The organism is Mesorhizobium japonicum MAFF 303099 (assembly GCF_000009625.1).
GTDB classification, from domain to species: domain Bacteria; phylum Pseudomonadota; class Alphaproteobacteria; order Rhizobiales; family Rhizobiaceae; genus Mesorhizobium; species Mesorhizobium japonicum.
In genome coordinates, this window is record NC_002678.2 from 4,262,499 (window position 1) to 4,286,715 (window position 24,217).

The window sequence follows — 24,217 nt, forward strand, 5'->3', positions numbered from 1 at the left end:
TTGACCGCGCGGGCTTCAGCTCGGCGCGAACGCTCGTGCCGCTTCGACCACTTCCTCGATCTGGTCCTGCCGCAGCAGATCGATCGGAATGCGGCCGTCGAGTTGTGCTGCCGGGCGCGTGAGCCACAGCCAGGTCAGTCGCGGATTGCCGATCAGCGACTGCACGTCGCTTATGCCCGCGACCGGCCTGCCGTCGACGAATTGCGCCAGCGGGAAGACGTGCTTGCGGCCGCCCTTGCGCAAGGCGATGACGTCGCCGCGCCTCTGCCAGCGGTGCAGGGTCGAGCGGGCGATGCGCAGGTTTTCCTCCAGATAGGTCGAGCCGGCGACACGGCCGGCCCAGTCCTCGATCAGCATCGATTCGAGGTCGTCGGACCGTGGCGGCGCGGCAAGCGTTTCATCGGCCGGCAACGCCGTCGGCATATCGGTGACGCCGGCTTCGCTGCGGCGCGCGGCTTCGGCCGCCAGCGCGCGCACGAATTTCGAGGCAAGGCCGGGAAGGTCGGCATGGATGGCGTCGATGGCGCGCTGGTGCTTCGGCGACAGCAAGGTGACGGCGGATGCTATGCTGCCGGCGATCTTGCCGACCGAGACCATGGTGGACTGGTTTATGGCTTCGTCATAATGGGCAAGCGCACGTTCGACGTCCTCCGCGACCATCTCCGCGAATTCGTCCTGTCCAAGACCGGTTGTCTGAAATCTGCTCATGCATCTGTCTTCCGGCCGCGCGCGCTCCTCCCTCTGCCGCGGCCGATTGCTGAATGTCTACTGCGGAAAACGAAAATCATGGCGGCGACGGATCGCGCCGCCCGACAGCTTGCTGTCTTGCATCTTTTCAACATCCCATCTGGCTGCGGGCGCGCCGAAATGTCAGTCACGGGACGCTCCCGATTCCGTGTAGGAGCGATATGTGACAACTGCGCGACGGTGAGAAGCGGTCCGCGCAGCGGACGAAAAGCCAATTGCTTGGCTTTTCGAGCTTCGAACGGTGAAGACCCGGTCCGCCTTTGGGCGGATCAAAAGGTCCAGTGGACCTTTTGAAGGGGCTGAACGCCCGAAAGGCTGGGAGCCTGCGAAGGGCAGCGGCCGACAGTGAGGGTATGAAGAGTGCCGGCGGGAAATCGGCCCCTACAGCAACCCAGCCTGTTCCGCCTCGCGGCGCAGGTTCTGCCGCGGCCTTGGGCCGATCTGCTGGATCACCAGTCCGGCTGCCAGTGAGCCGAGGTCGCCGCAGGTCTTGAGGTCGCGGCCTTGCGTATAGCCGTGCAGGAAACCGGCGGCGTAGAGGTCGCCGGCGCCCGTCGTGTCGACCAGCTCCCGAATCGCCGTCGCCTGGATGACCACGGTCTCGTCGCCGCGCACGATGACCGAGCCTTTTTCCGAGCGGGTGACGGCGGCTATTCTGCAGTCCTTGCGGATATTGGCCAGCGCCTCGTCGAAGGACGATGTCTGGTAGAGCGACTTGATCTCGTGGCTGTTGGCAAAGACGATGTCGACCGTGCCCGAGCGCATCAGGTCGAGGAATTCGTCGCGGTAGCGGTCGACGCAGAACGAATCCGACAGCGTCATGGAGACTTCGCGGCCTGCGGCATGTGCCAGCCTGGCCGTCTGCCGGATCGCCTCCTTGGCGCGCGGCGGGTCCCACAGATAGCCTTCGAAATAGGTGACCTTGGCCCCAGAGGCCTTGTCGGCCTCGACATCCTCCGGTCCGAGCTCGACGCAGGCGCCGAGATAGGTGTTCATCGAGCGTTCGCCATCGGGGGTGACGAAGATCATCGAGCGTGCCGTCGGCGGCTCACCCTGAAGCGGCGTGGTGTCGAAGGCGACGCCCTGTGCGCGGATGTCGTGCGTGTAGATTTCGCCCAGCCCATCGTTGGAGACCTTGCCGAAGAAGGCGGCGCGGCCGCCGAAGGAGGCAACACCGGCCGCCGTGTTGCCGGCGCTGCCGCCGGAGGCTTCGATCGCCGGACCCATGCGGCTGTAGAGCAATTCGGCGCGGTGGGTGTCGATGAGGTTCATCGCGCCCTTGATGATGCCGTTGGTTTCGAGGAATTCCTCCTCGCACTGGGCGATGATGTCGACAATGGCATTGCCGATGCAAAGCACGTCATAATCCGGCATCAATGTCTCCGCCAAAAACCCGAGCCGGCTTCTTGCCATGCCGGCCGGGCGCGGGTCTAGCGATTCGCAACGGCTTTGCCTAGGGCATGTTGATATTCAGGTGATGCCGGCCCGATCTGAATTGCAACGAACCCTGGCGCGCGACACGCCAGGCGCTACGACAATTCGACCGTGGCCGAAACATTTCGTCTGCCTGTCGCTTACAAGCTGGCTCTGCCGATCACCCATCAAGGCCAGCCAGTCTCCATGTCTACAAAGAACAATACGACAACCGACCTGACCTTGCTCGGCGTGCTGGCGGTGCTGTGGGGAGCCTCCTACACCTTCATCAAGATCGGCGTCGAGACCATCCCACCCAGTCACCTTCATCGCCGCCCGCACCTTGATCGCCGGCGGCATCCTGTTTGCTATCATCCGCTGGCGCGGACTTGCCATGCCGGGCGATACCGCCACCTGGCGCCGCTTCGCCTTCCAGGCCTGCCTCAACAGCGTCATACCGTTCACGTTGATCGCTGCGGCCGAGCGCTCGGTCGATGCCGGCCTCGCGACCATCCTCAATGCAACCTCGCCGATCTTCACCTTCCTCCTCACCGCTCTGATCACCCGCCATGAGCCGGTCACGGCACGCAAGCTGATCGGTGTCGGCGCCGGCATAGCCGGCATCTGCCTCATCGTCGGCACCGAGGCGCTGGGTGGCATCGGCCACGAATTGTGGGCGCAGGTCGCCATCGTCGCGGCAACGATCTGCTATGCCGGCGCCGCCATCTTCGGCCGAGGCTTCAAGGGCCTCGATCCGATGCTGCCGGCGGCCGGCTCGATGCTGTGCGGTGCGGTCATGCTGGTGCCGCTCAGCCTGGTGGCCGATCAGCCCTGGGCGCTCACGCCGTCGACGGCGTCGATCCTGGCCCTGCTCGGCCTGTCGGTGTTCTCGACCGCGCTCGCCTTCGTCATCTATTTCCGCCTCATCCACACGCTGGGGTCCGTCGGCACGACGTCGCAGGCCTATCTGCGCGTGCCGATCGGCGTCGGCATCGGCGCCATCTTCCTCGGCGAAAGCCTGGGGCCGACGGCATGGCTGGGCATGGCCTTCGTCGTGGCCGGCGTCGCGGCCATGACCATTCCGGTCCGTAAGCCGGCCTTCACCCGTTAGGCGCCCCGATTTACTTGTGCTCTAGCCTCGCGCTGCCTATCTCGGGGAGCGTCCCGCCTGTCGGCGGTGTTCGCTGACCTGGGGTTGAAGCACGGTGATTTTCGACGCTGCCCGCATTGCGGCCCTCGAGCTGCTCTCGCCGCCGTTTCGCGCCGTGTTCATCAAGACGCTGGGCCTGACCGTGCTGGCGCTGGTCGCCTTGTGGTTCGGCCTGACCAGCCTTGTCGAGTGGCTGGCTTTGCCGTGGCTCCAGACCTTGCTGCCGGGCATACCGTCCTGGGCCGGCTGGCTGGGCGGCATCATAGCGGCGATAGCGCTTGCCTTCGGTATGGCGCTGCTCGTCGCGCCGGTAACGGCAGTGATCGCCGGCCTGTTCCTCGACGATGTCGCCGAAGTGGTCGAGCGCACCGACTATCCCCGCGACCCGGTCGGGCGCGCCATGCCGGCGCTGCGCTCGCTGCTGCTGGCGATAAAATTCCTCGGCGTCGTCATCCTCGGCAACATCCTGGCGCTCATGCTCCTGCTGGTGCCGGGCATCAACATCGCCGCCTTCTTCATCGTCAACGGCTATCTGCTCGGCCGCGAATTCTTCGAATTCGCCGCCATGCGCTTTCGCCCCGAGGACCAAGCCAGGGCTCTGCGTCGGCAGTATGCCGGCACAGTGTTTCTCGCCGGCTTGGTCATCGCGGCCTTCCTTGCCGTGCCGCTGCTTAATCTGCTGACGCCGCTCTTCGCCGCCGCCATGATGGTGCATCTGCACAAGGCCATTTCGGCCCGCGAAAGTAGCCGGTGACCGCAGTCGTCATGCGACGGCCGCCGTTTAATCCTGGGATTTGCCGAACAGCGCCTGCAATTTGCCGAATGGCATGGCGGCCCGGGTGAAGCCGAACGTGCCGTCCTGCTGGATTTCGCGCGTCGCCGTCTCCAGCATGCCATAGGCGAAATTGGTCAGCCACGGTCCGAGCGAAATGCGCTTCACTCCGGCCTTTGCGAGATCGGCGATGGTGAAGCCCGGTTTTGCCATGACGTTGACCGGCTTGCTGACCGCCGAACACAGCGTGCGCACCATCTCGACGTCGCCGATCCCAGGCGCATAGAGCACGTCGGCGCCGGCCTTCTCGAAGGCCTGCAGCCGCTTGATGGTGTCGTCGAGATCGGACTTGCCCCATAGGAAATTCTCGGCCCGCGCCGTGAAGACGAAATCGCGTCTCAAGGCCCGCGCCGCCTCCACCGCCGCCGCCACGCGCTCGACCGCGTGTGAGAAATCATAGATCGGCCTGTCGGGATCGCCGGTGTGGTCCTCGATCGAGCAGCCGGCAAGGCCTGCGGCTTCTGCCGCGAAGATGGTTTCGGCGGCCCGCTCGGCGCTGTCGCCCTTGCCCTTCTCTAAGTCGGCCGAGACCGGCAAGCCGGTCGCCGCTGTCACCTCGCGGCAGTGATGGATCATCTGCTCGAAGGTCACCGCGCCGTCCGGCAGGCCGCGCGAAAAGGCAAAGCCGGCGCTGGTCGTCGCCAGCGCCTTGAAGCCGAAGGATCCGAGCAGCTTGGTCGTGCCCGGATCCCAGGGATTGGGCATGACGAAGGTCGAGGCATGCAGGTCGCGAAAGATCTTGCCCTTGTCCATGAATGCTCCCCATCACGAGTGTCGGGACGGATGCTATCGCGCCGCCTTCGGCCGGGCAAATGAATGCGCTTGGTTCAGAAGCGTTTCTCGTTCTCTGCTGCCAATTTCTCGAATGCGTCGGAATCCTTGACGTAGCGCGATGTCTTCTTGTCCCAATGATAGGTGACGGAAATATCGTGCGACGACGCTTCGGGCGGCGCGTCGTCGCAGTTTTCATCGCTTGGCACGGTGCTGTCGGTCACCGTCACCTTGACGGCGGCATAGAGCTGGCCGGCGGCGATGGTCTGGAAGGCCATATCCTGCTTGCGGCTATAGGCGCAGAGCCTTTCGTCGAACGTGTAGATCATGTCGATCAGCTCGAATTTGTCGTCGCGGACCATGATCAGCGGCGTGATCACATAGCCCTGGCTCGAATTGAAATGCGTGCTCATGGTGATGAGCATGTCGTCGCCGGCGTCGATCGAAAGCTTGTTCGGTTCGCGGAAATAGGTGCTGCGGTCGACCGCGACATTGACCGCATCGAGCAGTTTCGGCTTGGCCGTGACGTCGTAGAGCGCCAGCACCGCATAACCCTCGGCGCTGTCGGGAGAATCGCCGAGGTCGAACAGCATCGCCAGCCGGTCCTTGCCGCCGGCCTTGATAGGAAGCACGGCCGCATTGGGGAAGCTGGATGTCTCCGGCGGCGAACCGCCGCCATCCGGTCCCTCGATGTGGCGCATCTCGATCGGCAATCCGCCCTTGTAGAAACCGTCCCCGTTCGCGGCGAGGCTAGGGATGACCAATTTGGCCAGGTCGAGATAGGTGACATCGTTGCGGCCGGGCAGCGGGCTGCCCAGGTCCGGAAAGCTGACGGCTTGCGCGCCAGCGGCGGTCCACAAGAACGGCAGCAACATCACGGCGAGGATGAAGCGGAAAAGGTTCGTTGGCATGGGCGCCCCCCAAGATCAGGCCACTCACGCTAGCACGGGTTCCAGCATCGCGCAGCCGTGCTGGAACCGGATCAGTGGATCGGCACCAGTCCGGCCAGTTCGCGCATGTCGTCGAACAGGATGCCGCCGGCCTCGATCAGGCCATCGCGGTCGGAATGGGGATCGCCATGATAGGAGAACACCCGCATGCCGGCGGTGATCCCGGCCTGCGTGCCGGCGACGCTGTCCTCGATGACGATGCAATCGGCCGGCGCGAAGCCCATGGTCTTGGCCGCATGCAGGAACAGGTCAGGGAACGGCTTGCCGCGCCCGACCATGGTCGACGAAAACATCGCATGTTCGAACAGCGGCAACAGTCCGGTCTGGCCAAGCGTGATGTGCATCTTCGAAATCCTGGCCGACGTGGCGACGCAATAGGCAATGCCGGCCGCGCGCACCGCTTCGACGAACTCGCGGACGTAAGGGATTGCCTCGACGCCATGGGAAAACAGGTCCGGCAGGCCGGCATTCCAACGCTCGACGAAATCGGCGCCGAGCCGGACCTCGGTCGTCTCCTCGATCTCTTTCTGGACCGAGGCCATGCTGCGGCCGGAGAAATTCTTGCGGCAATATTCGAAGCTTGTCGGATAGCCGGCAGCCGTCAACCATTCAGCGAGGCGTCGATTGGCGAGATTCTCCGTGTCGACGAGAATCCCGTCGCAGTCGAAGATCACAAGCTTGGGTATTTGCATCAGACGGTGCCGGTCGATCCGAACCCGCCCGAACCGCGTGCCGTGCCGCCGGCCAGCGAACGCTCCTCGACGGCCGCCTGCGTCACAACAGCGAAAACGATCTGGGCGATGCGCATACCGCGCGTCACCGCGAAATCCTCGTCGCCGAGATTGATCAAAAGCACCTTCACCTCGCCGCGATAGTCGCTGTCGACCGTGCCGGGGGAATTGAGGACGGTCAGGCCGTGCTTGAAAGCAAGGCCGGAGCGCGGCCGCACCTGACCTTCCATGCCTTCGGGGATCTCCAGGATCAGCCCGGTCGGCACCAAGGAGCGTTTCCCAGGCAGGATCAGCAGCGGCCGGTCGTCGGGTACCGCGGCGCGAAGATCCATGCCGGCGGCGCCGGTGCTTTCATAGGCGGGGAGGGGAAGTCCTTCAGCATGCGGCAATCTGACGAAGCCGACAGTCGGACCGATGACAGAGGAGTTTTGGAGAGCTGCGCGCATAAAATCGATCCTATCGGCGCGATTGCCGATTCGGTCAATTCGCCCGCGCCGCTATCAACGGCTTTCTTTCAGGCATCACTATGACCTGAGCACGCTTTAGCGCACTTCCATTGGAACAATTGTCGTCTCCTTGATCTCCTCCATGACGAAGGAGGCGGATACGTCGGACAGCGCCACCTTGGCGATCAGCCGCTGGTAGAGCCGGTCATAGGCCTTCACGTCGGCAACGCGGGCGCGCAGGACATAATCGAGGTCGCCGGACATGCGGTAGACGCCGGTGATCTCGGGAAAGCCGGTCACCGCCGCCCGAAACTTCTGCAACCAGTCGGGATCATGGTTGGACGTACGGACCAGAATGAACACCGAAAGGCCAAGCCCGAGCTTGTCGGCATCGACCAGCGCCACGCGCCCGGTAATAACACCATCTTCCTCCAGCCGCTTGACCCGGCGCCAGCAGGCATTGCGCGACAAGGCCACCCGTTCCGACAGCTGGTCGACCGACAACGTGCCGTCGCGCTGCAATTCGGCAAGCAGTTTTCGGTCTATTTCATCGATATCCAGCGCCATGTTGGGATGTTTGTCCCACGGAGTGACAAAATACAAGGACATTTTGAGACCGATGAACCGGCGAAGCGTGTCAGGATACTCATATCGGAACGCAAGCGCTGAAGGGGATCTCAATGTCGGTCGCAAGCATCTTCACTTCTCATCCCGCCAAGGTCGGCGAAACCTATTTCGGCCATATGGCCTTTGCAGCCTGGTTCTCCTCGCGCCTGCTGCTGGCGGCCGGCGCCGCTCTCGTTCACGCTTTCTTGCCATTTCTCTTCGAGACTACCGCCAGCCGAATCGTCCGCGAGCTCTACGAGCGGACGCACAACAGAGGCACACACGCGACCAAGGAGCCGGCGGCTCTTCCGGATCGCGCCTAGAGGACGACAGAAGCGATGTGCCGGTGGGCGGCCTATTTCGGTGAAGCGGTCTTTCTCGAGGACATTCTGACCGCGCCCTGCCACTCGCTGATCGCCCAGAGCCATTGTGCACAGGAAGCCAAGTCGCCGACCAATGGCGACGGTTTCGGCCTTGCCTGGTATGGCGACCGGCCTGAGCCCGGCCTCTACCGCGACATCCTGCCGGCCTGGTCCGATCCCAACCTGAAAAGCCTGTGCCGGCAGATCAAATCCGGCCTGTTCCTCGCCCATGTGCGGGCTTCCACAGGCGGCGCAACCAGCCGCATGAACTGTCATCCCTTCATCTCCGGTTCCTGGTCGTTCATGCACAATGGTCAGATCGGCGGCTTCGAGAAGATCCGCCGCGCGCTGGAGAATTCGCTGTCCGACACCGTCTTCGACCAGCGCGAAGGCACCACCGATTCCGAACTGTTCTTCCTGCTGATGATCGACGAGGGCTTGACTGGCGACCCGCAAGGCGCGGTCTCGCGCGCCACTGCCCGCGTGCTCGAAGCCTCGTGCCGCGCCGGCCTCGAACCGGCACTGAAGCTCACCGCCGCCTTCTCGGATGGGCAGGCGCTGCACGCGGTGCGCTATGCCACCGACGCCCATGCGCCGACGCTCTACACCTCCTCCTTACGCAAAGGCGGCGGCCGCTGCATCGTCTCCGAACCTTTTGATCGCGAGGGTGGAGACTGGCAGGCGATCCCACCGTCGAGCTTCGTCACCATGACTGGGGATGGCATGGCCATCCGTCCTTTCGCGCCCGCATCGGCCAGGCTGGCTCTGGCCGTCTAGTCGCACTTGCAACGCCGCGGGCCATAGAGCGCCGACCTCAACAGACGGCGCAATTTCGATCAAACCCAGCCAGCCTTCCAATGCTCAACTCCGCTTGAAGCCGCGCCGCTCTCCGCCATCTTGATCGGATGAGCGCGGCCAAGCCGGAGCCTTGATCATGAATCCCGTCTTCTCCTCGACCATCGAACTCGCCACCGCCATCGCTCGTCGCAAAATCTCTGCCGTCGAAGCACTCGATGCCCATCTGGCGCAGATCGACCGGCACAACGAAGGCGTCAACGCCGTCATCTCGCTCGACAGGGAGGGCGCGTACGAATGCGCCAGGAAGGCCGACGCGGCACTCGCGCGCGGCGCCACGCCCGGGCCGCTGCACGGCGTTCCCTTCACGCTGAAGGACATGCACGAGACATCTGGCATGAAAACCACGGTCGGCTTCCCGCCCTTCGCCGACTATGTCGCGAGCCACGACAGCCCGGTCGTTGCGAGACTGAAGGCGGCCGGCGGTGTGCTGATGGCCAAGACCAATGTCGCCACTATGCTGTCGGACTGGCAGTCGAACAATCCGCTGTTCGGGCGCACCAGCAATCCATGGAACCTTGAGCGTACGGCGGGTGGCTCCAGCGGCGGCGCCGCGGCGGCGGTGGCGGCCGCCATGACTCCGTTCGATGTCGGCACCGACATGCAGGATTCGATCCGGCTGCCGGCCGCCTTCTGCGGCGTCTACGGCCTGAAGCCGACCGAACACCGCGTCTCGCTGGCCGGCGCCTTCCCAAATCCAGGCGATGCCGCGCGCAGCGTGCGGCTGATGTCCTGCCTCGGCCCGCTGGCGCGCGGCGTAGACGATCTGTCGCTGATCTATCAAATCATCGCCGGGCCGGATGGACGAGACACCGATCTGGCGCCGGTGCCGGTCGTGGCCATGCCGAAGCTCAACCTGAAGACATTGCGCATCGCCTTTGCGCCGTCCTTCCCCGGCTTCCCGGTGGCCGGCGATATCGGCGTTGCGGTCGAAAAGCTCGCAAGGCAGTTGCAAGACGCTGGTGCGATCGTCGCGGATGCGAAACTGCCCAACCTCGATCTGCGCGACGATCTCGCGCAAGGCGGGGCGCTGATCGGCGTGATGATGGAGGCCGCACAGCCGGAGCCGCCGGAGCGGCCGACACCGGTCTCGCGCTGGTTCGAAGCGCTCGCCCGCCGCGACCGATCCATTCTCACCTGGGACCAGTTCTTCGACAATTATGACGCGCTGCTTTGCCCGGTGGCGATGACCACGGCCTTTCCGCATTGCGAGCCGGGTACACCGATCAAGGTCGACGGCAAGGATCAGGACTACTGGATGCTGCCGGCCTATGGCGCCGTCTTCAACTACAGCGGCCATCCGGCACTTTCGATGCCGTGCGGAGAAGATCGCGACGGCCTGCCGATCGGCCTGCAACTCGTCGGCAAACGCTGGTCGGAGGCGCGGCTGCTCGGTGTCGCGGCGGCGATCGAGCCGCTCACCGGCGGCTTTCGCCGTCCGCCCGGCTACTGAGCAAAGCGCGACAATCCATAGGGGGCAAGCAGCGGGTCGCGCTCGCCGTCGAGGATTTCCCGGGCCGCAAACAGGCCGACGGCTGGCGCCAGCGTGATGCCCGAATGCATGACCGCGACATAGAGCCCGTCCTTGGCGCGGCCGATGATCGGAAAACCGTCGATCGGATTGGGGCGGTAGCCGATGGTGTGGAAATCGAGTTCCAGCTCCTCGGCGCCGCGCAATGCCGCCTTCGTCACCGCGAACAGGTCGCGTGCCGTCGCTTCGGGGTTCTGGCCGGGATCGCCGCCGGCGAAATCCGAGCCGGCGATAATGCGGCCCTCTGCCGTCTGGCGCATATGCAGCCTCTCGGCGTGCACCAGGCCGTTGAGCAGCCTCTTGTAGGGCCGCGAATGGACGATCAGGCCAGGTGGCGTTTCGATAGGCAGCTTGATGCCGGCCGTCGCGGCAACGTCTGGCGAGCCGACGCCGGCCGCGATCACCACCTCGTCGGCGGCAATCACCCCATGCGATGTGTCCACGCCGGTCGTCCTGCCATTGGTCTGGGCCAGCGCCGAGACCGTGCCGGCAACGACCCGCGCGCCATGCCGTTCGGCATCCGTCAGCAGGGCCCTGGCCGTCGCAACTGGTTCGGCCACGCCTTCCTCCGCGACATAAACGGCGAATTCAGGAGGCTCGACGAGGGTGGGTTCGATTTGCGCCGCCCGCTCGCGGCCAACGCGTTCGATGCCGTAGCCCCATGAGGAATGTTCGGCCGCGTAAGCCTCAAGCCTGTCGGCCGGCAGGTCCCAGCATAGCCCGCCGCACCAGGCGAGCGGCAGCCCAGGCAGTTCATTGGCCAGTCGCCTCCACTCGGCCATGGCGCGGATGCGCAGCCGGAAATAGATTTCGGGGTTGCCCCAGCTGGCGTTGATCCAGGCAAAGGAATTGGGCGTCGCGACGCCACCTGCGCCGCTTTCGGAAACGACCGTGACCTGTGCGCCTGCCCTTGTCAGATGCCAGGCGATCGAGGCGCCGATGATGCCGGCGCCGATGACGATCACTTGTTTCGCCGCAGCCATGTTCGCTCCTTTACCTGATTGTCCGCCGAGGACGCTCTTGCAGTGCCACCCCGCTCGTCACTTGCCAACATCGGATACGGTAAAAAGATGCGCTTGACATAAATACGTACGTACGTATTATTTGGATATGGCTAGACAATCACTCCGCGAAAAACTTCTCGACGCCGGTTTCCGGACCATCTGGAATTCAGGCTATGCCGCCGCCGGCGTGCGCGACATCGTTGCCGCCGCCGACGCCCGGCCGGGATCCTTCACCAATCATTTCGCCTCGAAGGAGGCGTTCGCCGGCGAAGTGCTGGACCGCTACTTCACCTATGTCAGTGGGCTGGTCGAGGCTGCGCTGGCGCAGGACGGCACGCCGCCCATAGGCAGGCTGCGCCGCTACCTCGACGTCATCACCTCGAAGCTCGAGGCGCATGACTGGGCGCGCGGCTGCATGATCGGCAATCTCAGCCTCGAGGCAGCGGTGCACAGCGAGCCGTTGCGCGTGCAACTCGTCGCCATCTTCGAGCGCTGGCGCCAGCCCTTCGCCGTCTGCATCGCCGAAGGCCAGGCGGCCGGCGACATCGCCAAGACCTTCGAGGCCGAGGACCTCGCCGACTTCCTGCTGTCGTCCTGGCAGGGCGCCATGCTGCGCATGAAGGTCGAGCGCAGCCCCGAACCGCTCGAGCGGTTCAAGAAAATCATCTTCAACACAGCGTTTGCAAAGGAGACCCCATGAGTTCGAAAGCCAACCCGCCTCAGCCGGTCGCCACCGCGCCGAAACGTTCGCAGATTCCCATACTCGATTCGACCATGTCCTATGTCGAGGCGGGAGCGTCCGGCCCGACCGTGCTGTTCCTGCATGGCAACCCGACCTCGTCCCATATCTGGCGCAACATCATCCCCCATGTCGCGCCGTTCGGCCGCTGCATCGCGCCTGACCTGATCGGCTATGGCCAGTCCGGCAAGCCCGATATCGACTATCGCTTCTTCGACCATGTCCGCTATCTCGACGCCTTCCTCGACGCCCTGGACATCAGGGATGTGCTGTTGGTTGCGCAGGATTGGGGCACGGCCCTTGCCTTCCATCTCGCGGCAAGGCGGCCGCAGCGCGTCCTCGGCCTCGCCTTCATGGAATTCATCCGGCCCTTCGAGCGCTGGGAGGATTTTCACCAGCGCCCGCAAGCTCGCGAAATGTTCAAGGCGCTGCGCACGCCCGGCGTCGGCGAAAAGCTGGTCCTGGAAGACAATGTCTTCGTTGAGAAAGTGCTGCCGGCCTCGGTGTTGCGCGCGATGAGCGACGACGAGATGGACGTCTACCGGGCGCCGTTCCCGACGCCGCAATCGCGCAAGCCGGTGCTGCGCCTGCCCCGGGAAATGCCCATCGAGGGTCAGCCCGCCGACGTTGCCGCCATCAGCGCGCACGACCATCGCGCGCTGCGGCTGTCCACCTATCCGAAACTGCTGTTCGCGGGTGATCCCGGGGCGCTGATCGGGCCGCAGGCCGCGCGCGAATTCGCGGCCGGTTTGAAGAATTGCAGTTTCATCAATCTCGGGCCTGGTGCGCACTATCTGCAGGAGGATCATGCCGATGCGATAGGCCGCGCTATCGCCAGCTGGCTTCCGGAGGTCGTTTTGGCGAACCAGACGGACGAGTTGGCCTGAGGCAAGCCATGGCATCCGGCGGCGTCCGCGCCGCCGGACCGGTCGACAGCCCGGCACTACGCTGCTAGAAGCCCGGCCTGTCACACGGAAATCCCAGCGAATGCCCGAAACAATACCAGAGGAAGTGGCGCGCCGCCGCACCTTCGCGATCATCGCGCACCCCGACGCCGGCAAGACGACGCTCACCGAAAAGCTGCTGCTGTTCGGCGGCGCCATCCAGCTTGCCGGCGAGGTCAAGGCCAAGAAGGACAAGATCCAGACCCGGTCCGACTGGATGAAGATCGAGCGCGAGCGCGGCATTTCGGTCGTCACTTCGGTGATGACCTTCGAGTATGAAGACAATGTCTTCAACCTGCTCGACACGCCCGGCCACGAGGATTTCGCCGACGATACCTACCGCACGCTGTCGGCCGTCGACTCGGCCGTCATGGTCATCGACGCCGCCAAGGGCATCGAGCCGCGCACGCTGAAACTGTTCGAAGTCTGCCGGTTGCGCGACATCCCGATCATCACTTTCGTCAACAAGATGGACCGCGAAAGCCGCGATCCGTTCGAGATTCTGGACGAGATCGAGCAGAAGCTGGCGCTGGACACCGCACCCATCACTTGGCCGATCGGCCGCGGCAGGACGTTTTCCGGCACCTATCACCTGGCGCTGAACGCGGTGCGCAAGGGCGACGACGAGAAGGAACGCACGCCGGTCAACGGTCCCGATTCCAACCGCGTCGCCGGGCTGCTGCCGGAGAACGAGCGCGAGGCCTTCATCGAGGAACTGGAGCTCGCGCGCGAAGCCTGCCGGCCGCTTGATATTGATGCCTTCCGCGAGGGCCATTTGACGCCGGTCTATTTCGGCTCGGCGCTGCGCAACTATGGCGTGCGCGACCTGATCGAGGCGCTCGGCGCCTTCGGCCCGCCGCCGCGCGCGCAGGAGGCCGACGCCCGCAAGGTCGAGGCGACCGAGGACAAGATGACCTCCTTCGTCTTCAAGATCCAGGCCAATATGGACCCCAATCACCGCGACCGTATCGCTTTCGTGCGCGTCTGCTCGGGCAAGCTCGAGCGTGGCATGAAGGCCAAGCTGGTGCGAACCGGCAAGCCGATGAGCCTGTCGGCGCCGCAGTTCTTCTTCGCCCGCACCCGCGTCACGGCGGATGAAGCCTTTGCCGGCGACGTCGTCGGCATTCCCAACCACGGCACGCTGCGCATCGGTGACACGCTGACCGAGGGCGAGGAAATTCTTTTCAGGGGCGTGCCGAACTTCGCGCCGGAAATCCTGCGCCGTGTGCGCCTCGGCGACGCCATGAAGGCGAAGAAACTCAAGGAAGCGCTGCACCAGATGGCCGAGGAAGGCGTCGTGCAGCTATTCTCGCCCGAGGATGGCTCACCGGCCATCGTCGGCGTCGTCGGCGCCCTGCAGCTCGACGTGTTGAAAGAGCGGCTGAACTTCGAATACACACTGCCGGTCGAATTCGAAATGTCGCGCTTTTCCGTCTGCCGCTGGATCTCGGCCGACGACAAGGCCGAGACGCTTCGCTTCATCGAGGCGCATCGCGGCGACATCGCCAGGGACCTCGACAACGACCCGGTGTTCCTGGCCCAGCACGCCTTCTCGCTGAACTACGAAGCCGAGCGCTGGAAAGCGATCCGCTTCGCCACCATCAAGGACTACCAGGTCCGCGACAAGGCGGCGTGAGCTGTGGTTCTTCCTTCTCCCACAAGGGAGAAGGGAAAACAGTGCAGTGCTCACCCTTTCGCCGCCGCTTCGAGCTTGGCGATGTCGATCTTGCCCATCTGCATCATCGCATTCATCGCCCGGCCGGCCTTGGCGCGGTCCGCATCCCCGAGCAGACGCGGCAGCTGTTCCGGCACGACTTGCCAGGAAACGCCGAATTTGTCCTTCAGCCAGCCACAGGGTCCTGGTTCGCCGCCATCCTCAGTGAGCCTGGTCCAGAAATGATCGACTTCTTCCTGCGTCTTGCAGTCGATCGACAGTGAAATCGCCTCGGTGAACTTGTATTGTGGTCCGCCGTTGAGCGCCAGGAACGGGACGCCGTCGAGTTCGAACGAGGCCACCAGCACCTTGCCCTCATCAGCGTGGCCCTTGGGCCAGCGTGTCACGCTCAGCTCCTTCGAATTCTTGAAGATCGACATGTAGTGGTTCATCGCCTCTTCGGCCTGGCCGTCGAACCACAGGAAGGTGGTGATCTTCTGCATGCGTCTCTCCTCGTTTTTATCTTTGGGGTGCTTGGGGTGAAGGAAGGGTCAGGCGGCGCCCTTGGCAGCGTCCTGAAGTGAAATGAGATAAGCATCGAGCTGGGCATAGCTCTCGCCCATGCCGCGGGTCATGCCGGTGCCGAGCGCGCCGTCGCGGGCCGCTTGCGAGGCGTAAAGCACCGTCTGTGTCAGCAGCGTCTTTCCGGCCTGTTCGGTGAAGACCACGGTCCCTACGGTTTCGCCACCAGTCCAGTCCTCGTCGAACAGTTCGGTGGCGACGATCCTGGCTGGACGCACGATTTCGCGATAGGCGCCGCTCATGCCCATGCTTCGGCCATCGCGATGCTGCCAGACGTAGCGCGTGGCGCCGCCAACCCTCAGGTCGATTTCACAGATCGCCAGCCGCCAGCCATCGGGGCCGTGCAGCCAGCCCTTCAGCAGCTCGGGTATCGTCCAGCAGTCGAAAACCATCGGCCGCGACGCGTCGAAGATGCGGGTGATCTGGACCTCGCGGTCGCTGGGCGTGGTCACCGTCAGCGTAGCGACGGTCGAACCGGGCAAGGTTGTGGTGCTCATGATGGTCCTCCTCCTATTTGCCCAAGGACGTGCGGCCGGCCGGTGATCCGACACAGGCCGCGATCTTTTTCGGTTATTGGTCGGTACTGTCGGGGGCTCTCTCGGCCTTCATCGCGTCGAGCAACGCGTCGAGGCGCTGGAAGTTGCCTTCCCAGATCTTGCGATATCGCTCCAGCCAGTCATTGGCCTCGGCCAGCGGTTTTGCTTCGAGCCGGCAGGGCCGGCGCTGCGCGTCGCGGCCACGTGAAATCAATCCGGCGTTTTCCAGCACCTTGAGATGCTTGGAAATCGAGGGCTGGCTCATCGCGAAGGGCTCGGCCAGTTCCATCACGGATGCTTCGCCCTGGATGAGCCGGGCCAGGATGGCGCGGCGCGTCGGATCGGCGAGTGCGGCAAAAGTGGCGTCCAGCTGGTTCATCGGATTTCCATAGCCAAGAAGGTATATACCCATTTGGCTATATACAAGCGAATGCCGCTCGTCAACAACCATCCGGATTTCGTGGCGCATTGCAAAAATGTGGCCAGACCATACTTGCGAGTCTATAAGGCCTGCGGTCCGAATTCAGCGCCGCCACGCTCCGCATCGAGCGCAGTCAGCCAGCTAAGGAAAAGTCATGCCCGCCTATCGCTCCCGCACCACCACCCATGGCCGCAACATGGCCGGCGCCCGCGGCCTGTGGCGCGCGACCGGCATGAAGGATTCGGATTTCGGCAAGCCGATCATCGCCGTGGTCAACTCCTTCACCCAGTTCGTGCCGGGCCATGTCCACTTGAAGGACCTCGGCCAGCTGGTGGCGCGCGAGATCGAGAAGGCCGGCGGCGTCGCCAAGGAATTCAACACCATCGCGGTCGACGACGGCATCGCCATGGGCCACGACGGCATGCTCTATTCGCTGCCGTCGCGCGAGCTGATCGCCGATTCCGTCGAGTACATGGTCAACGCCCACTGCGCCGACGCCATGGTCTGCATCTCCAATTGCGACAAGATCACCCCCGGCATGCTGATGGCCTCGCTGCGCCTCAACATCCCGACCGTCTTCGTCTCCGGCGGGCCGATGGAAGCCGGCAAGGTGGTGCTGGCCGGCAAGACTCAGGCGCTCGACCTGGTCGACGCCATGGTCGCGGCCGCCGACGACAAGATCTCCGACGAGGACGTCAAGGTCATCGAGCGCTCGGCTTGCCCGACCTGCGGTTCCTGCTCGGGCATGTTCACCGCCAATTCCATGAACTGCCTGACCGAGGCGCTCGGCCTGTCGTTGCCGGGCAACGGCTCGACGCTGGCCACGCATGCCGACCGCAAGCGGCTGTTCGTCGAGGCCGGCCATCTCATCGTCGATCTGGCCCAGCGCTATTACGAGCAGGATGACGAAACGGCACTGCCGCGCAGCATCGCCTCGAAAGGCGCCTTCGAAAACGCCATGACGCTCGACATCGCCATGGGCGGCTCGACCAACACCGTGCTGCACATCCTGGCCGCCGCACATGAGGGCGAGGTCGACTTCACCATGGAGGATATCGACCGGCTGTCGCGGCGGGTTCCAGTGCTCTGCAAGGTGGCGCCGGCCAAGTCCGACGTCCACATGGAAGACGTCCACCGTGCCGGCGGCATCATGGCGATCCTCGGCCAGCTCGACAATGCCGGGCTGATCAACCGCGACCTGCCGACAGTGCACACATCAAGCCTCGGCGAGGCGCTTGACCATTGGGATATTTCCCGCACCTCCAGCCAGAACGTCCGCGACTTCTTCCTCGCCGCGCCCGGCGGCGTGCCGACCCAGGTCGCCTTCAGCCAGGACCGCCGCTGGGACGAGCTCGATCTCGATCGTGAAAAGGGTGTCATCCGTTCGGCGGAAACGCCGTTCTCGAAAGATGGCGGTCTTGCCGTGCTGAAAGGCAATCTGGCGCTCGACGGCTGCATCGTGAAGACGGCCGGTGTCGATGAGTCGATCCTGAAATTCACCGGCCCGGCGCGGGTGTTCGAAAGCCAGGACGCTTCGGTCAAGGCAATCCTCTCCAACGAGATCAAGGCCGGCGACGTCGTTGTCATCCGCTATGAGGGCCCGCGCGGCGGCCCCGGCATGCAGGAAATGCTCTACCCGACCAGCTATCTGAAGTCGAAGGGCCTGGGCAAGGCCTGCGCGCTGGTCACCGATGGCCGCTTCTCCGGCGGCACGTCGGGCCTGTCGATCGGCCATGCGTCGCCGGAAGCCGCCGAAGGCGGCACGATCGGGCTGGTCCAAGAGGGCGACACGATCGAGATCGATATCCCCAACCGCACCATCCGCCTCGCTGTCAGCGACGCCGAACTCGACAGCCGCCGGGCGGCGATGGAAGCCAAGGGCGCCCTGGCCTGGAAGCCCGAGGAAAAGCGCAAGCGCAAGGTGACGACCGCGCTGCGCGCCTACGCCGCCTTCGCCACCAGCGCCGACAAGGGCGCGGTGCGGCACGTGCCGGAGTGACGGACTTCTTCCTTCTCCCGCAAGGGGAGAAGGTGGAGGCCGCACTACGGCATCAGCTGATATTCATAAAGCTTCTGGTAAAGCCCGCCCTGCGTGAGCAGAGCACGATGCGGCCCGCTCTCCACCACCTTGCCGCCCTCCAGCACCACGATCGTGTCGGCCTGGTGCACGGTTGACAGGCGGTGCGCGATGACGATTGTCGTGCGTCCGTCGGTCAGCTGCTGCAGCGCGTCGCGGAACAGCGCTTCGGATTCGGCGTCGAGCGCGCTGGTCGCTTCGTCGAGCAGCAGGATTTCGGCGTTGCGCAGCATGGCGCGCGCGATCGAGATGCGTTGGCGTTGGCCGCCTGACAAGAGGCCTCCATTCTCGCCGACATCGGTCTCGTAGCCCTTCGCCTGGGCCATGATGAAGTCATGCGCGTTGGCGGCCTTGGCGGCGGCGATCACCTCTTCATCGGTCGCGTCCTGCCGCCCAAGCCGGATGTTGTGCATGATGGTGCCGGCAAACAGGAACGTGTCCTGGCTGACATAGGCGATCTTTTCCCTGAGCGAGGCGAGCGTGGCATGGGAAATGTCCTGGCCGTCGAGCAGGACCTTGCCGCTCTTCGGGTCGTACATGCGCATGATCAGGTTCAGGATCGTCGACTTGCCGCCGCCGGAGGGGCCGACCAGCGCCGTCATTTTGCCTGCTTCAAGGGTGAGGTCGAACCGGTCGAGCACCGGCGGCCCATTCTGGTAGGCGAAGCTGATGGCGTCGAACCGGATCTCGCCCGGTCCGGCCCGAAGCGGCTTTGCATCGGGCTTCTCGGCCAGTGTCAGCGGCTCGTCGGCGAGCTGGAACATCATGCGCACGCCGACAATGCCGCTTTCCAGTGAGATGCGCACACGCGCCAGGCGCTTTGCCGGTTCATAGGCGAGCAGCAGCGCCGCGATGAACGCCATGATGTTACCAGGCATCTGGCCGCCCTGCAGAACCAGCAAGCCGCTGACCATGACGGCGCCGGCGATCGCCAGCCCGGCCAGCGTCTCCATCACCGGGCTGGTCACTGCTTCCAGCGCGGCAATGTTGTTGGCCCGATCCTCGACGTCCGCCACCGCCTTGTACATGCGCTTGCGCATCAAGCTTTCGAGGTTGAAGGACTTGACCACGCGCACGCCGATAGCGGTTTCCTGCATCACCTGAACGATCTGGCCAACCGAGCGGAACTCCATGGCGGCGAAGTTGCGCACGCGCTTCAGGATGCGGTTGACGCCATAGATGGCCACGGGCCCGGCGACGAAGCAGATCAGCGACAGCACCGGCTGCTGCCAGACCATGACACCGATCAAGGCAAGCAGGGTCACCAGGTCGCGCACATAGGAGGTGACGATCAGGTCGAGCACGTTGCGTGCCGCCTGGGCATTGTTGGTCATACGGGTGATCAGGTCTGACGACGAGGTCGAATGGTAGAATTCGATGCCTTGCGCCAGGATGCGGTCGTAGATCTTGCGCTGCCGGTCGGCGATGATGGCATTGCCGACCCGGCTCATGAAATAGGCCTGGACAAAATTGGCGAGGCCTTTGAGGACGAAGATCCCGGCGACGGCCGCGGCAATCATGTTGACGCGGTCGACCCGCTTGTCGATCACGAATTCATTGGTGATTTCGCGCAGGATCCAGGCGCTGGCAGCGGTCATGCCGGCCACCACCAGCATCGAAAGAATGGCCGCGCCATATCCGAACATGTGCTCCCGGAACGATTCTCTGACCAACCTTGCGACGAGTCGCTGGTTTTCCGTCGAGCGGAAGAAACGAAACAAAGGCTGATCCTTGATAGCGGACTGACGAAGGCGGCTTATAGAGGGAGTTGTCGCCGGATGGAACCATTGGCGGCTTCTGGAAAGAAACCGCTGCGTCATGCTGTCTTTTGCGACACGATGGCAAAGTGATTCTTCAGGCGAGATGACGACAGATGGATTTCGACCTTATCGTTCGTGGCGGCACGCTGCCGGATGGCAGGATTGCCGATATCGGCATCAGCGGCGAGACGATCGCCGCGATCGAGCCCAAATTGCAGGGTTCCGCCCGGACCGAGGTCAATGCCGGCGGGAATCTGGTCTCGCCACCCTTTGTCGATCCGCATTTCCATATGGATGCCACGCTGTCCTATGGCATTCCGCGCATCAACGCCTCGGGCACGCTGCTGGAAGGCATTGCGCTATGGGGTGAGCTGAAGCCGCTTCTGACGCATGAGGCGGTGCGCGACCGGGCGCTGGCCTATTGCGACTGGGCGGTGTCCATGGGCCTGCTCGCCATCCGCACCCATGTCGACGTCTGCGACGACAGGCTGCTGGCGGTCGAGGCCCTGCTCGACGTCAAGAAAACGATCGCGCCCTATATCGACCTGCAGCTCGTGGCCTTTCCTCAGGACGGTTTCTACCGCTCGCCGAAGGCGCGTGAAAACACCATCCGTGCGCTGGACATGGGCGTCGACATCGTCGGCGGCATTCCGCATTTCGAGCGCAGCATGGCCGACGGCACGCGCTCGGTGACCGAGCTGTGCGAGATCGCGGCAAAGCGCGGACTGATGGTCGACCTGCATTGCGACGAGACCGACGACCCGCTGTCGCGCCACATCGAGCAACTGGCCTATGAAACGCAGCGCCTGGGCCTGCAGGGCAGAGTGGCCGGCTCGCACCTCACCTCCATGCATTCGATGGACAATTACTATGTCTCGAAGCTTCTGCCGCTGATCGCCGAGGCCGGCGTTTCCGCCATCCCCAATCCGCTGATCAACATCATGCTTCAGGGTCGCCACGACACCTTCCCGAAGCGCCGCGGCCTGACCCGGGTCAAGGAGATGCTGGCGCTCGGCATCCGTGTCGGCTGGGGTCAGGATTGCGTGCTCGATCCCTGGTATTCGCTGGGCACCGCCGACATGCTCGACGTCGCCTTCATGGGCCTGCATGTCGCGCAGATGTCGAGCCCGGCCGACATGGCGCGCTGTTTCGACATGGTCACCAACGTCAATGCCGCCATCATGGGACTGGACCATCTCGGCCTCGCCGTCGGCAAGCGCGGCAGCCTCGTCATCCTCGCCGCCGGCAATCCCATCGAGGCCCTGCGCCTGCGCGCCGAGCGCATTTGCGTCATCGCCAGGGGCAAGGTGGTGGCGGAACGGACGCGGCAGGATACGAGGCTTTCCATCCCGGGCAGGCCGCCACTGGTCAACCGCAGGCACAAAGCCACGTAGGCCCAGCCGATTCCCGGTCCTGGTCTCGCGATTTCCCGGATTCTTCTCGTCAAAGCCGCCGCTTGCGTCTACGACGCGACTTAAGCGAGGGAGGAATCGGGATCGGCATGACGCAACCCGTTGCGCAGAATTCCAAGATCAGGAACGTGCTTCTGGCCGGCATTCTGCTGATGCTGGCCGGCGACTTCCTGTTTGCGCTGAACGATGCGATGGGCAAGTGGCTGGTTGCCAGCTTCTCCGTCGGCCAGGTGGTGCTGATCCGCTCCATCGGCGCCTTCTTCGTGCTCGGGCCGATGATTGCGCATCAGGGCACAGCCAAGCTGTTTCGCATGGAACGCCCCGAACTGCAGATCTTGCGTGTCGTCATGACCACGCTCGACACCGCGCTCTTCTATGCAGCGGTCGTCTATCTGCCGCTTGCCGACGTCATGAGTTTCTACATGGCGGGGCCGATCTATGTCGCGGCGCTCTCGCACCTGCTGCTCGGCGAAAAGGTCGGCTGGCGCCGCTGGGTGGCGATCCTGCTCGGCTTCTGCGGCGTGGTGATCATGCTCAAGCCTTCCTCGGCCGCCTTCTCGCTGTCGTCGAGCTTCGCGCTCGCAGGCAGCATCGCCTTTGCCTTCGCCATCATCCTCAACCGGCGGCTGCGCGGCACCAGCGACACCAATCTGGTGACATGGCAGACGATCGGCACGCTGCTGGTCGGCGGCGTGCTGACCATCGGCGCCTGGCAGACGCCCTCGGCGCTCGATTTCGGCGCCATGCTGCTGCTCGGCATCGTTTCCTGCAGCGCCCATCTGATGATCACGCGGGCGCTCAAGCTGGCGCCGGCCTCGACCCTGGCGCCGCTGCACTACACGCTGCTCCTGTGGGCCGTGGTGTTCGGGCTGGTGTTCTTCGGCGACGTCCCCGGTCCGCGCATCCTGATAGGCTCAGGCATCATCGTTCTGGCCGGCCTGTTCATTTTCCATCGCCAGAAGGTGGTCGACACCACTGTGCCGCCCGAAAACGTGCCGAAGGGCGTGAATTAGAGCGCTTCCAGGAAAGTGTGAAACGGGCTTTCCGTCAGCGATTGCGGCCAAATAAAGCATACAGCACGTCACACGCTGCGTTTTCGAAGCTCCGCGTTTAGCGGCCGAAGGCTATCATCTCGAATTGCTGGAGTTTCCAGCCAAAAAATCCGGTATTTACATCGATAGTTTGCCGTGTACGTTGCCTTGAGAGCACAATACAGGATTGATTCTTGCTTGGGTGAGCCAAGGATCAACATCTCAAGAAAACTAAGATGGAGGGGGTGGTAATGGGAAGTTTTTCCATATGGCATTGGCTGATCGTCTTGATCCTGATCGGTTTGCCGCTGGTGTTTGTTCTAAGAGCGGCGCCAGCCGGTGCGAATCGGTTTGGAGAAATGCCGGCTTCGATGAATTTTGGCGAAGCCGTTTCAAGCTTCTTCCGAAATTATGTGAATTTTTCCGGCAGGGCCAGCCGCTCGGAGTTCTGGTACTCCTACCTCTTCATTATCATTGTCGGCGTCATTCTCGTCATAGTTGATACCATTGTGAAGAATGAAATCATCTCATCGATTTGGAATCTTGCCGCCCTTCTGCCGACGCTGGCCATGACCACCCGCAGGCTGCATGACATCAACAGAAGCGGTTGGCATCAACTCCTTGCGTGGTTCATTCCCGTCGGGAGCATTGCGCTGATCATTTGGTATTGCAAAAAGTCTGACGATACAGTGACGTTGAGCGAGATAGAGAGGGTTTTCAGGTGAACTGGAGCTGCTGTCATATGGAATTGCGCTAACCCATACGCACAGCAGCCAAATGCCGTGAAAACTCCGGCGTCTCCATCAACGCCTTGCAGCGGGCGAAGCGGCCGTCCGCATAGGCGCGGAAATCGTCGACGGGATTGTCGTTGGCAAGCTGGATCAGCCCCCACAGCGTCCAGAGCAGATCGCACATGGCCTTGTAGATGACGACGCGGCCGCGCTCCGCCGGCCTCGCTTCGCCGCCGAAATAAGCGCGCATCAGCTCTTCGTCCTGGTTCGCATTGAACTTGCCTTCCACGCTGAGGTCGCCGAGATCCCAGAGCGGGTCGTTCATCCCCGAATATTCCCAGTCGACGATCCACATCCGCTCGCCCGTATCGAGGAAGTTCTCGCACAGCGGATCGCAATGGCAGGCGGCAAGCGGCAGCGGATGAGCGGCAAGCGCGGAGCGCACGCCGCCGGCCTCGCGCACCACGTCGTGATAGCCGGCAGGCAGGGTGACGTTCTTGGTCGACAGCACCTTGAGATAGTCGTCGATCATCGCGAAAAGTTCGAAGCGGAAGGGGAACACCGCACCGGACCCGTGCAGCTTGCGGAAGGCTTCGCCGGCCCGGGCGGGACTGCCCGGTCGTGTCTTGAATTTCTCCGGCGACATGGTCTGCGCGCCCGCGATGTAGCGCGTCACCATGACCCCGGTGGCGGGATCGACATGCAGCACCTCGGGACTGACCCCCGCCTTTGCCGCTTCGCGCGCGGCCACCGCTTCGTTGGCGCGGTTGATATATTCCTCGGTGCCTTTGCCTGGGATGCGCAGGCAGAGATCGCCGGCCCTGAAGACGAGATTGGTAAGGCCGCCGAGCCGTTCCAGCGGCCCGGTGTAGCCGGCCAGCATGGGAATGGCGGCCAGCTTCGCCCGCGCTTCGTCCGTCATCATGCCCGCG

The 24,217-nt window shown here is 63.7% G+C and carries 24 protein-coding genes and 1 pseudogene; 12 read left to right on the plus strand and 13 right to left on the minus strand.

Annotated elements, in window-relative coordinates:
- Positions 1-15 precede the first annotated feature (15 nt).
- Together MAFF_RS21850 and MAFF_RS21855 are read right to left on the minus strand one after the other, a co-directional pair.
- Entirely contained in the window at positions 16-708 is a 693-nt protein-coding gene (locus MAFF_RS21850; protein ID WP_010913142.1) for an antitoxin Xre/MbcA/ParS toxin-binding domain-containing protein, read from the minus strand.
- 420 nt (positions 709-1,128) lie between these two features.
- Complete coding sequence (locus tag MAFF_RS21855) at positions 1,129-2,121, minus strand: adenosine kinase (protein WP_032932780.1); 993 nt, start codon at positions 2,119-2,121, stop codon at positions 1,129-1,131.
- A 246-nt stretch (positions 2,122-2,367) separates the two neighbouring features.
- On the opposite strand from MAFF_RS21855, the pseudogene MAFF_RS21860 reads away from it, so the two are divergent.
- Both MAFF_RS21860 and MAFF_RS21865 read left to right on the plus strand, forming a co-directional pair.
- A pseudogene (locus MAFF_RS21860) lies at positions 2,368-3,271 on the plus strand (DMT family transporter).
- A 94-nt stretch (positions 3,272-3,365) separates the two neighbouring features.
- Entirely contained in the window at positions 3,366-4,064 is a 699-nt protein-coding gene (locus MAFF_RS21865) for a sulfate transporter family protein (RefSeq protein WP_010913146.1), read from the plus strand.
- A gap of 27 nt (positions 4,065-4,091) precedes the next feature.
- On the opposite strand, the gene MAFF_RS21870 is transcribed toward MAFF_RS21865, so the two are convergent.
- From MAFF_RS21870 to MAFF_RS21890, 5 genes are all read right to left on the minus strand, one after another.
- Entirely contained in the window at positions 4,092-4,895 is an 804-nt protein-coding gene (locus MAFF_RS21870; RefSeq protein ID WP_010913147.1) for an isocitrate lyase/PEP mutase family protein, read from the minus strand.
- Between the two features lie 74 nt (positions 4,896-4,969).
- On the minus strand, positions 4,970-5,824 hold the full coding sequence (locus tag MAFF_RS21875) for a hypothetical protein (RefSeq protein WP_010913148.1): 855 nt from the start codon (positions 5,822-5,824) through the stop codon (positions 4,970-4,972).
- Positions 5,825-5,895: 71 nt separating this feature from the next.
- Positions 5,896-6,555, minus strand: coding sequence for an HAD family hydrolase (locus tag MAFF_RS21880; protein ID WP_010913149.1), 660 nt, complete (start codon positions 6,553-6,555; stop codon positions 5,896-5,898).
- Positions 6,555-7,040 (minus strand): dUTP diphosphatase, encoded by a 486-nt coding sequence (dut, locus tag MAFF_RS21885; protein WP_010913150.1) that lies wholly within the window; start codon positions 7,038-7,040, stop codon positions 6,555-6,557. Before dut ends, MAFF_RS21880 begins: the two co-directional genes overlap by 1 nt.
- 96 nt (positions 7,041-7,136) lie before the next feature.
- Positions 7,137-7,607, minus strand: a complete 471-nt coding sequence (locus MAFF_RS21890; protein WP_010913151.1) for an Lrp/AsnC family transcriptional regulator — start codon at positions 7,605-7,607, stop codon at positions 7,137-7,139.
- Positions 7,608-7,720: 113 nt separating this feature from the next.
- Between MAFF_RS21890 and MAFF_RS21895 the strand changes: the two genes are divergently transcribed.
- The 3 genes from MAFF_RS21895 to MAFF_RS21905 all read left to right on the plus strand — a co-directional run bounded on the left by MAFF_RS21895 (position 7,721) and on the right by MAFF_RS21905 (position 10,316).
- A complete protein-coding gene (locus MAFF_RS21895) occupies positions 7,721-7,969 on the plus strand; it encodes a DUF6356 family protein (protein WP_010913152.1) in 249 nt (82 codons plus the stop codon).
- A 15-nt stretch (positions 7,970-7,984) separates the two neighbouring features.
- Positions 7,985-8,785, plus strand: coding sequence for a class II glutamine amidotransferase (locus MAFF_RS21900; RefSeq protein ID WP_010913153.1), 801 nt, complete (start codon positions 7,985-7,987; stop codon positions 8,783-8,785).
- Between the two features lie 157 nt (positions 8,786-8,942).
- The gene (locus MAFF_RS21905; protein WP_010913154.1) at positions 8,943-10,316 is read left to right on the plus strand and encodes an amidase; all 1,374 of its coding nucleotides are present in this window, start codon (positions 8,943-8,945) and stop codon (positions 10,314-10,316) included.
- Here MAFF_RS21905 and MAFF_RS21910 read toward each other — a convergent pair.
- Positions 10,310-11,377 carry an NAD(P)/FAD-dependent oxidoreductase gene (locus tag MAFF_RS21910; RefSeq protein WP_010913155.1) on the minus strand — a complete coding sequence of 356 codons (1,068 nt, stop codon included), beginning with the start codon at positions 11,375-11,377 and terminating at the stop codon, positions 10,310-10,312. The genes MAFF_RS21905 and MAFF_RS21910 overlap by 7 nt on opposite strands.
- Before the next feature lie 127 nt (positions 11,378-11,504).
- Between MAFF_RS21910 and MAFF_RS21915 the strand changes: the two genes are divergently transcribed.
- The 3 genes from MAFF_RS21915 (at position 11,505) to MAFF_RS21925 (ending at position 14,717) form a co-directional block, all read left to right on the plus strand.
- Complete coding sequence (locus tag MAFF_RS21915) at positions 11,505-12,098, plus strand: TetR/AcrR family transcriptional regulator (protein ID WP_010913156.1); 594 nt, start codon at positions 11,505-11,507, stop codon at positions 12,096-12,098.
- Positions 12,095-13,024 (plus strand): haloalkane dehalogenase, encoded by a 930-nt coding sequence (locus tag MAFF_RS21920; protein WP_010913157.1) that lies wholly within the window; start codon positions 12,095-12,097, stop codon positions 13,022-13,024. The genes MAFF_RS21915 and MAFF_RS21920 overlap by 4 nt, the downstream gene beginning before the upstream one ends.
- 100 nt (positions 13,025-13,124) lie before the next feature.
- The gene (locus MAFF_RS21925; RefSeq protein ID WP_010913158.1) at positions 13,125-14,717 is read left to right on the plus strand and encodes a peptide chain release factor 3; all 1,593 of its coding nucleotides are present in this window, start codon (positions 13,125-13,127) and stop codon (positions 14,715-14,717) included.
- A 50-nt stretch (positions 14,718-14,767) separates the two neighbouring features.
- On the opposite strand, the gene MAFF_RS21930 is transcribed toward MAFF_RS21925, so the two are convergent.
- The 3 genes from MAFF_RS21930 to MAFF_RS21940 form a co-directional block, all read right to left on the minus strand.
- The gene (locus MAFF_RS21930) at positions 14,768-15,238 is read right to left on the minus strand and encodes a VOC family protein (RefSeq protein ID WP_010913159.1); all 471 of its coding nucleotides are present in this window, start codon (positions 15,236-15,238) and stop codon (positions 14,768-14,770) included.
- A 48-nt stretch (positions 15,239-15,286) separates the two neighbouring features.
- Positions 15,287-15,814 (minus strand): SRPBCC family protein, encoded by a 528-nt coding sequence (locus MAFF_RS21935; RefSeq protein WP_044548821.1) that lies wholly within the window; start codon positions 15,812-15,814, stop codon positions 15,287-15,289.
- 73 nt (positions 15,815-15,887) lie between these two features.
- A complete protein-coding gene (locus tag MAFF_RS21940) occupies positions 15,888-16,232 on the minus strand; it encodes an ArsR/SmtB family transcription factor (RefSeq protein ID WP_010913161.1) in 345 nt (114 codons plus the stop codon).
- Positions 16,233-16,428: 196 nt separating this feature from the next.
- Between MAFF_RS21940 and ilvD the strand changes: the two genes are divergently transcribed.
- Complete coding sequence (gene ilvD / locus MAFF_RS21945; protein WP_010913162.1) at positions 16,429-18,273, plus strand: dihydroxy-acid dehydratase; 1,845 nt, start codon at positions 16,429-16,431, stop codon at positions 18,271-18,273.
- A gap of 44 nt (positions 18,274-18,317) precedes the next feature.
- Here the strand turns inward: ilvD and MAFF_RS21950 are convergent, their stop codons facing one another.
- A complete protein-coding gene (locus MAFF_RS21950; RefSeq protein WP_044548823.1) occupies positions 18,318-20,072 on the minus strand; it encodes an ABC transporter ATP-binding protein in 1,755 nt (584 codons plus the stop codon).
- Positions 20,073-20,224: 152 nt separating this feature from the next.
- Between MAFF_RS21950 and MAFF_RS21955 the strand changes: the two genes are divergently transcribed.
- The 3 genes from MAFF_RS21955 to MAFF_RS21965 all read left to right on the plus strand — a co-directional run bounded on the left by MAFF_RS21955 (position 20,225) and on the right by MAFF_RS21965 (position 23,279).
- On the plus strand, positions 20,225-21,505 hold the full coding sequence (locus MAFF_RS21955; protein ID WP_010913164.1) for an amidohydrolase family protein: 1,281 nt from the start codon (positions 20,225-20,227) through the stop codon (positions 21,503-21,505).
- A 107-nt stretch (positions 21,506-21,612) separates the two neighbouring features.
- Positions 21,613-22,536, plus strand: a complete 924-nt coding sequence (locus MAFF_RS21960) for a DMT family transporter (protein WP_010913165.1) — start codon at positions 21,613-21,615, stop codon at positions 22,534-22,536.
- Between the two features lie 269 nt (positions 22,537-22,805).
- Positions 22,806-23,279 (plus strand): DUF805 domain-containing protein, encoded by a 474-nt coding sequence (locus MAFF_RS21965; protein ID WP_032933994.1) that lies wholly within the window; start codon positions 22,806-22,808, stop codon positions 23,277-23,279.
- A gap of 28 nt (positions 23,280-23,307) precedes the next feature.
- On the opposite strand, the gene MAFF_RS21970 is transcribed toward MAFF_RS21965, so the two are convergent.
- Positions 23,308-24,210, minus strand: a complete 903-nt coding sequence (locus MAFF_RS21970) for a phosphotransferase family protein (RefSeq protein WP_010913167.1) — start codon at positions 24,208-24,210, stop codon at positions 23,308-23,310.
- Positions 24,211-24,217: the final 7 nt, after the last annotated feature.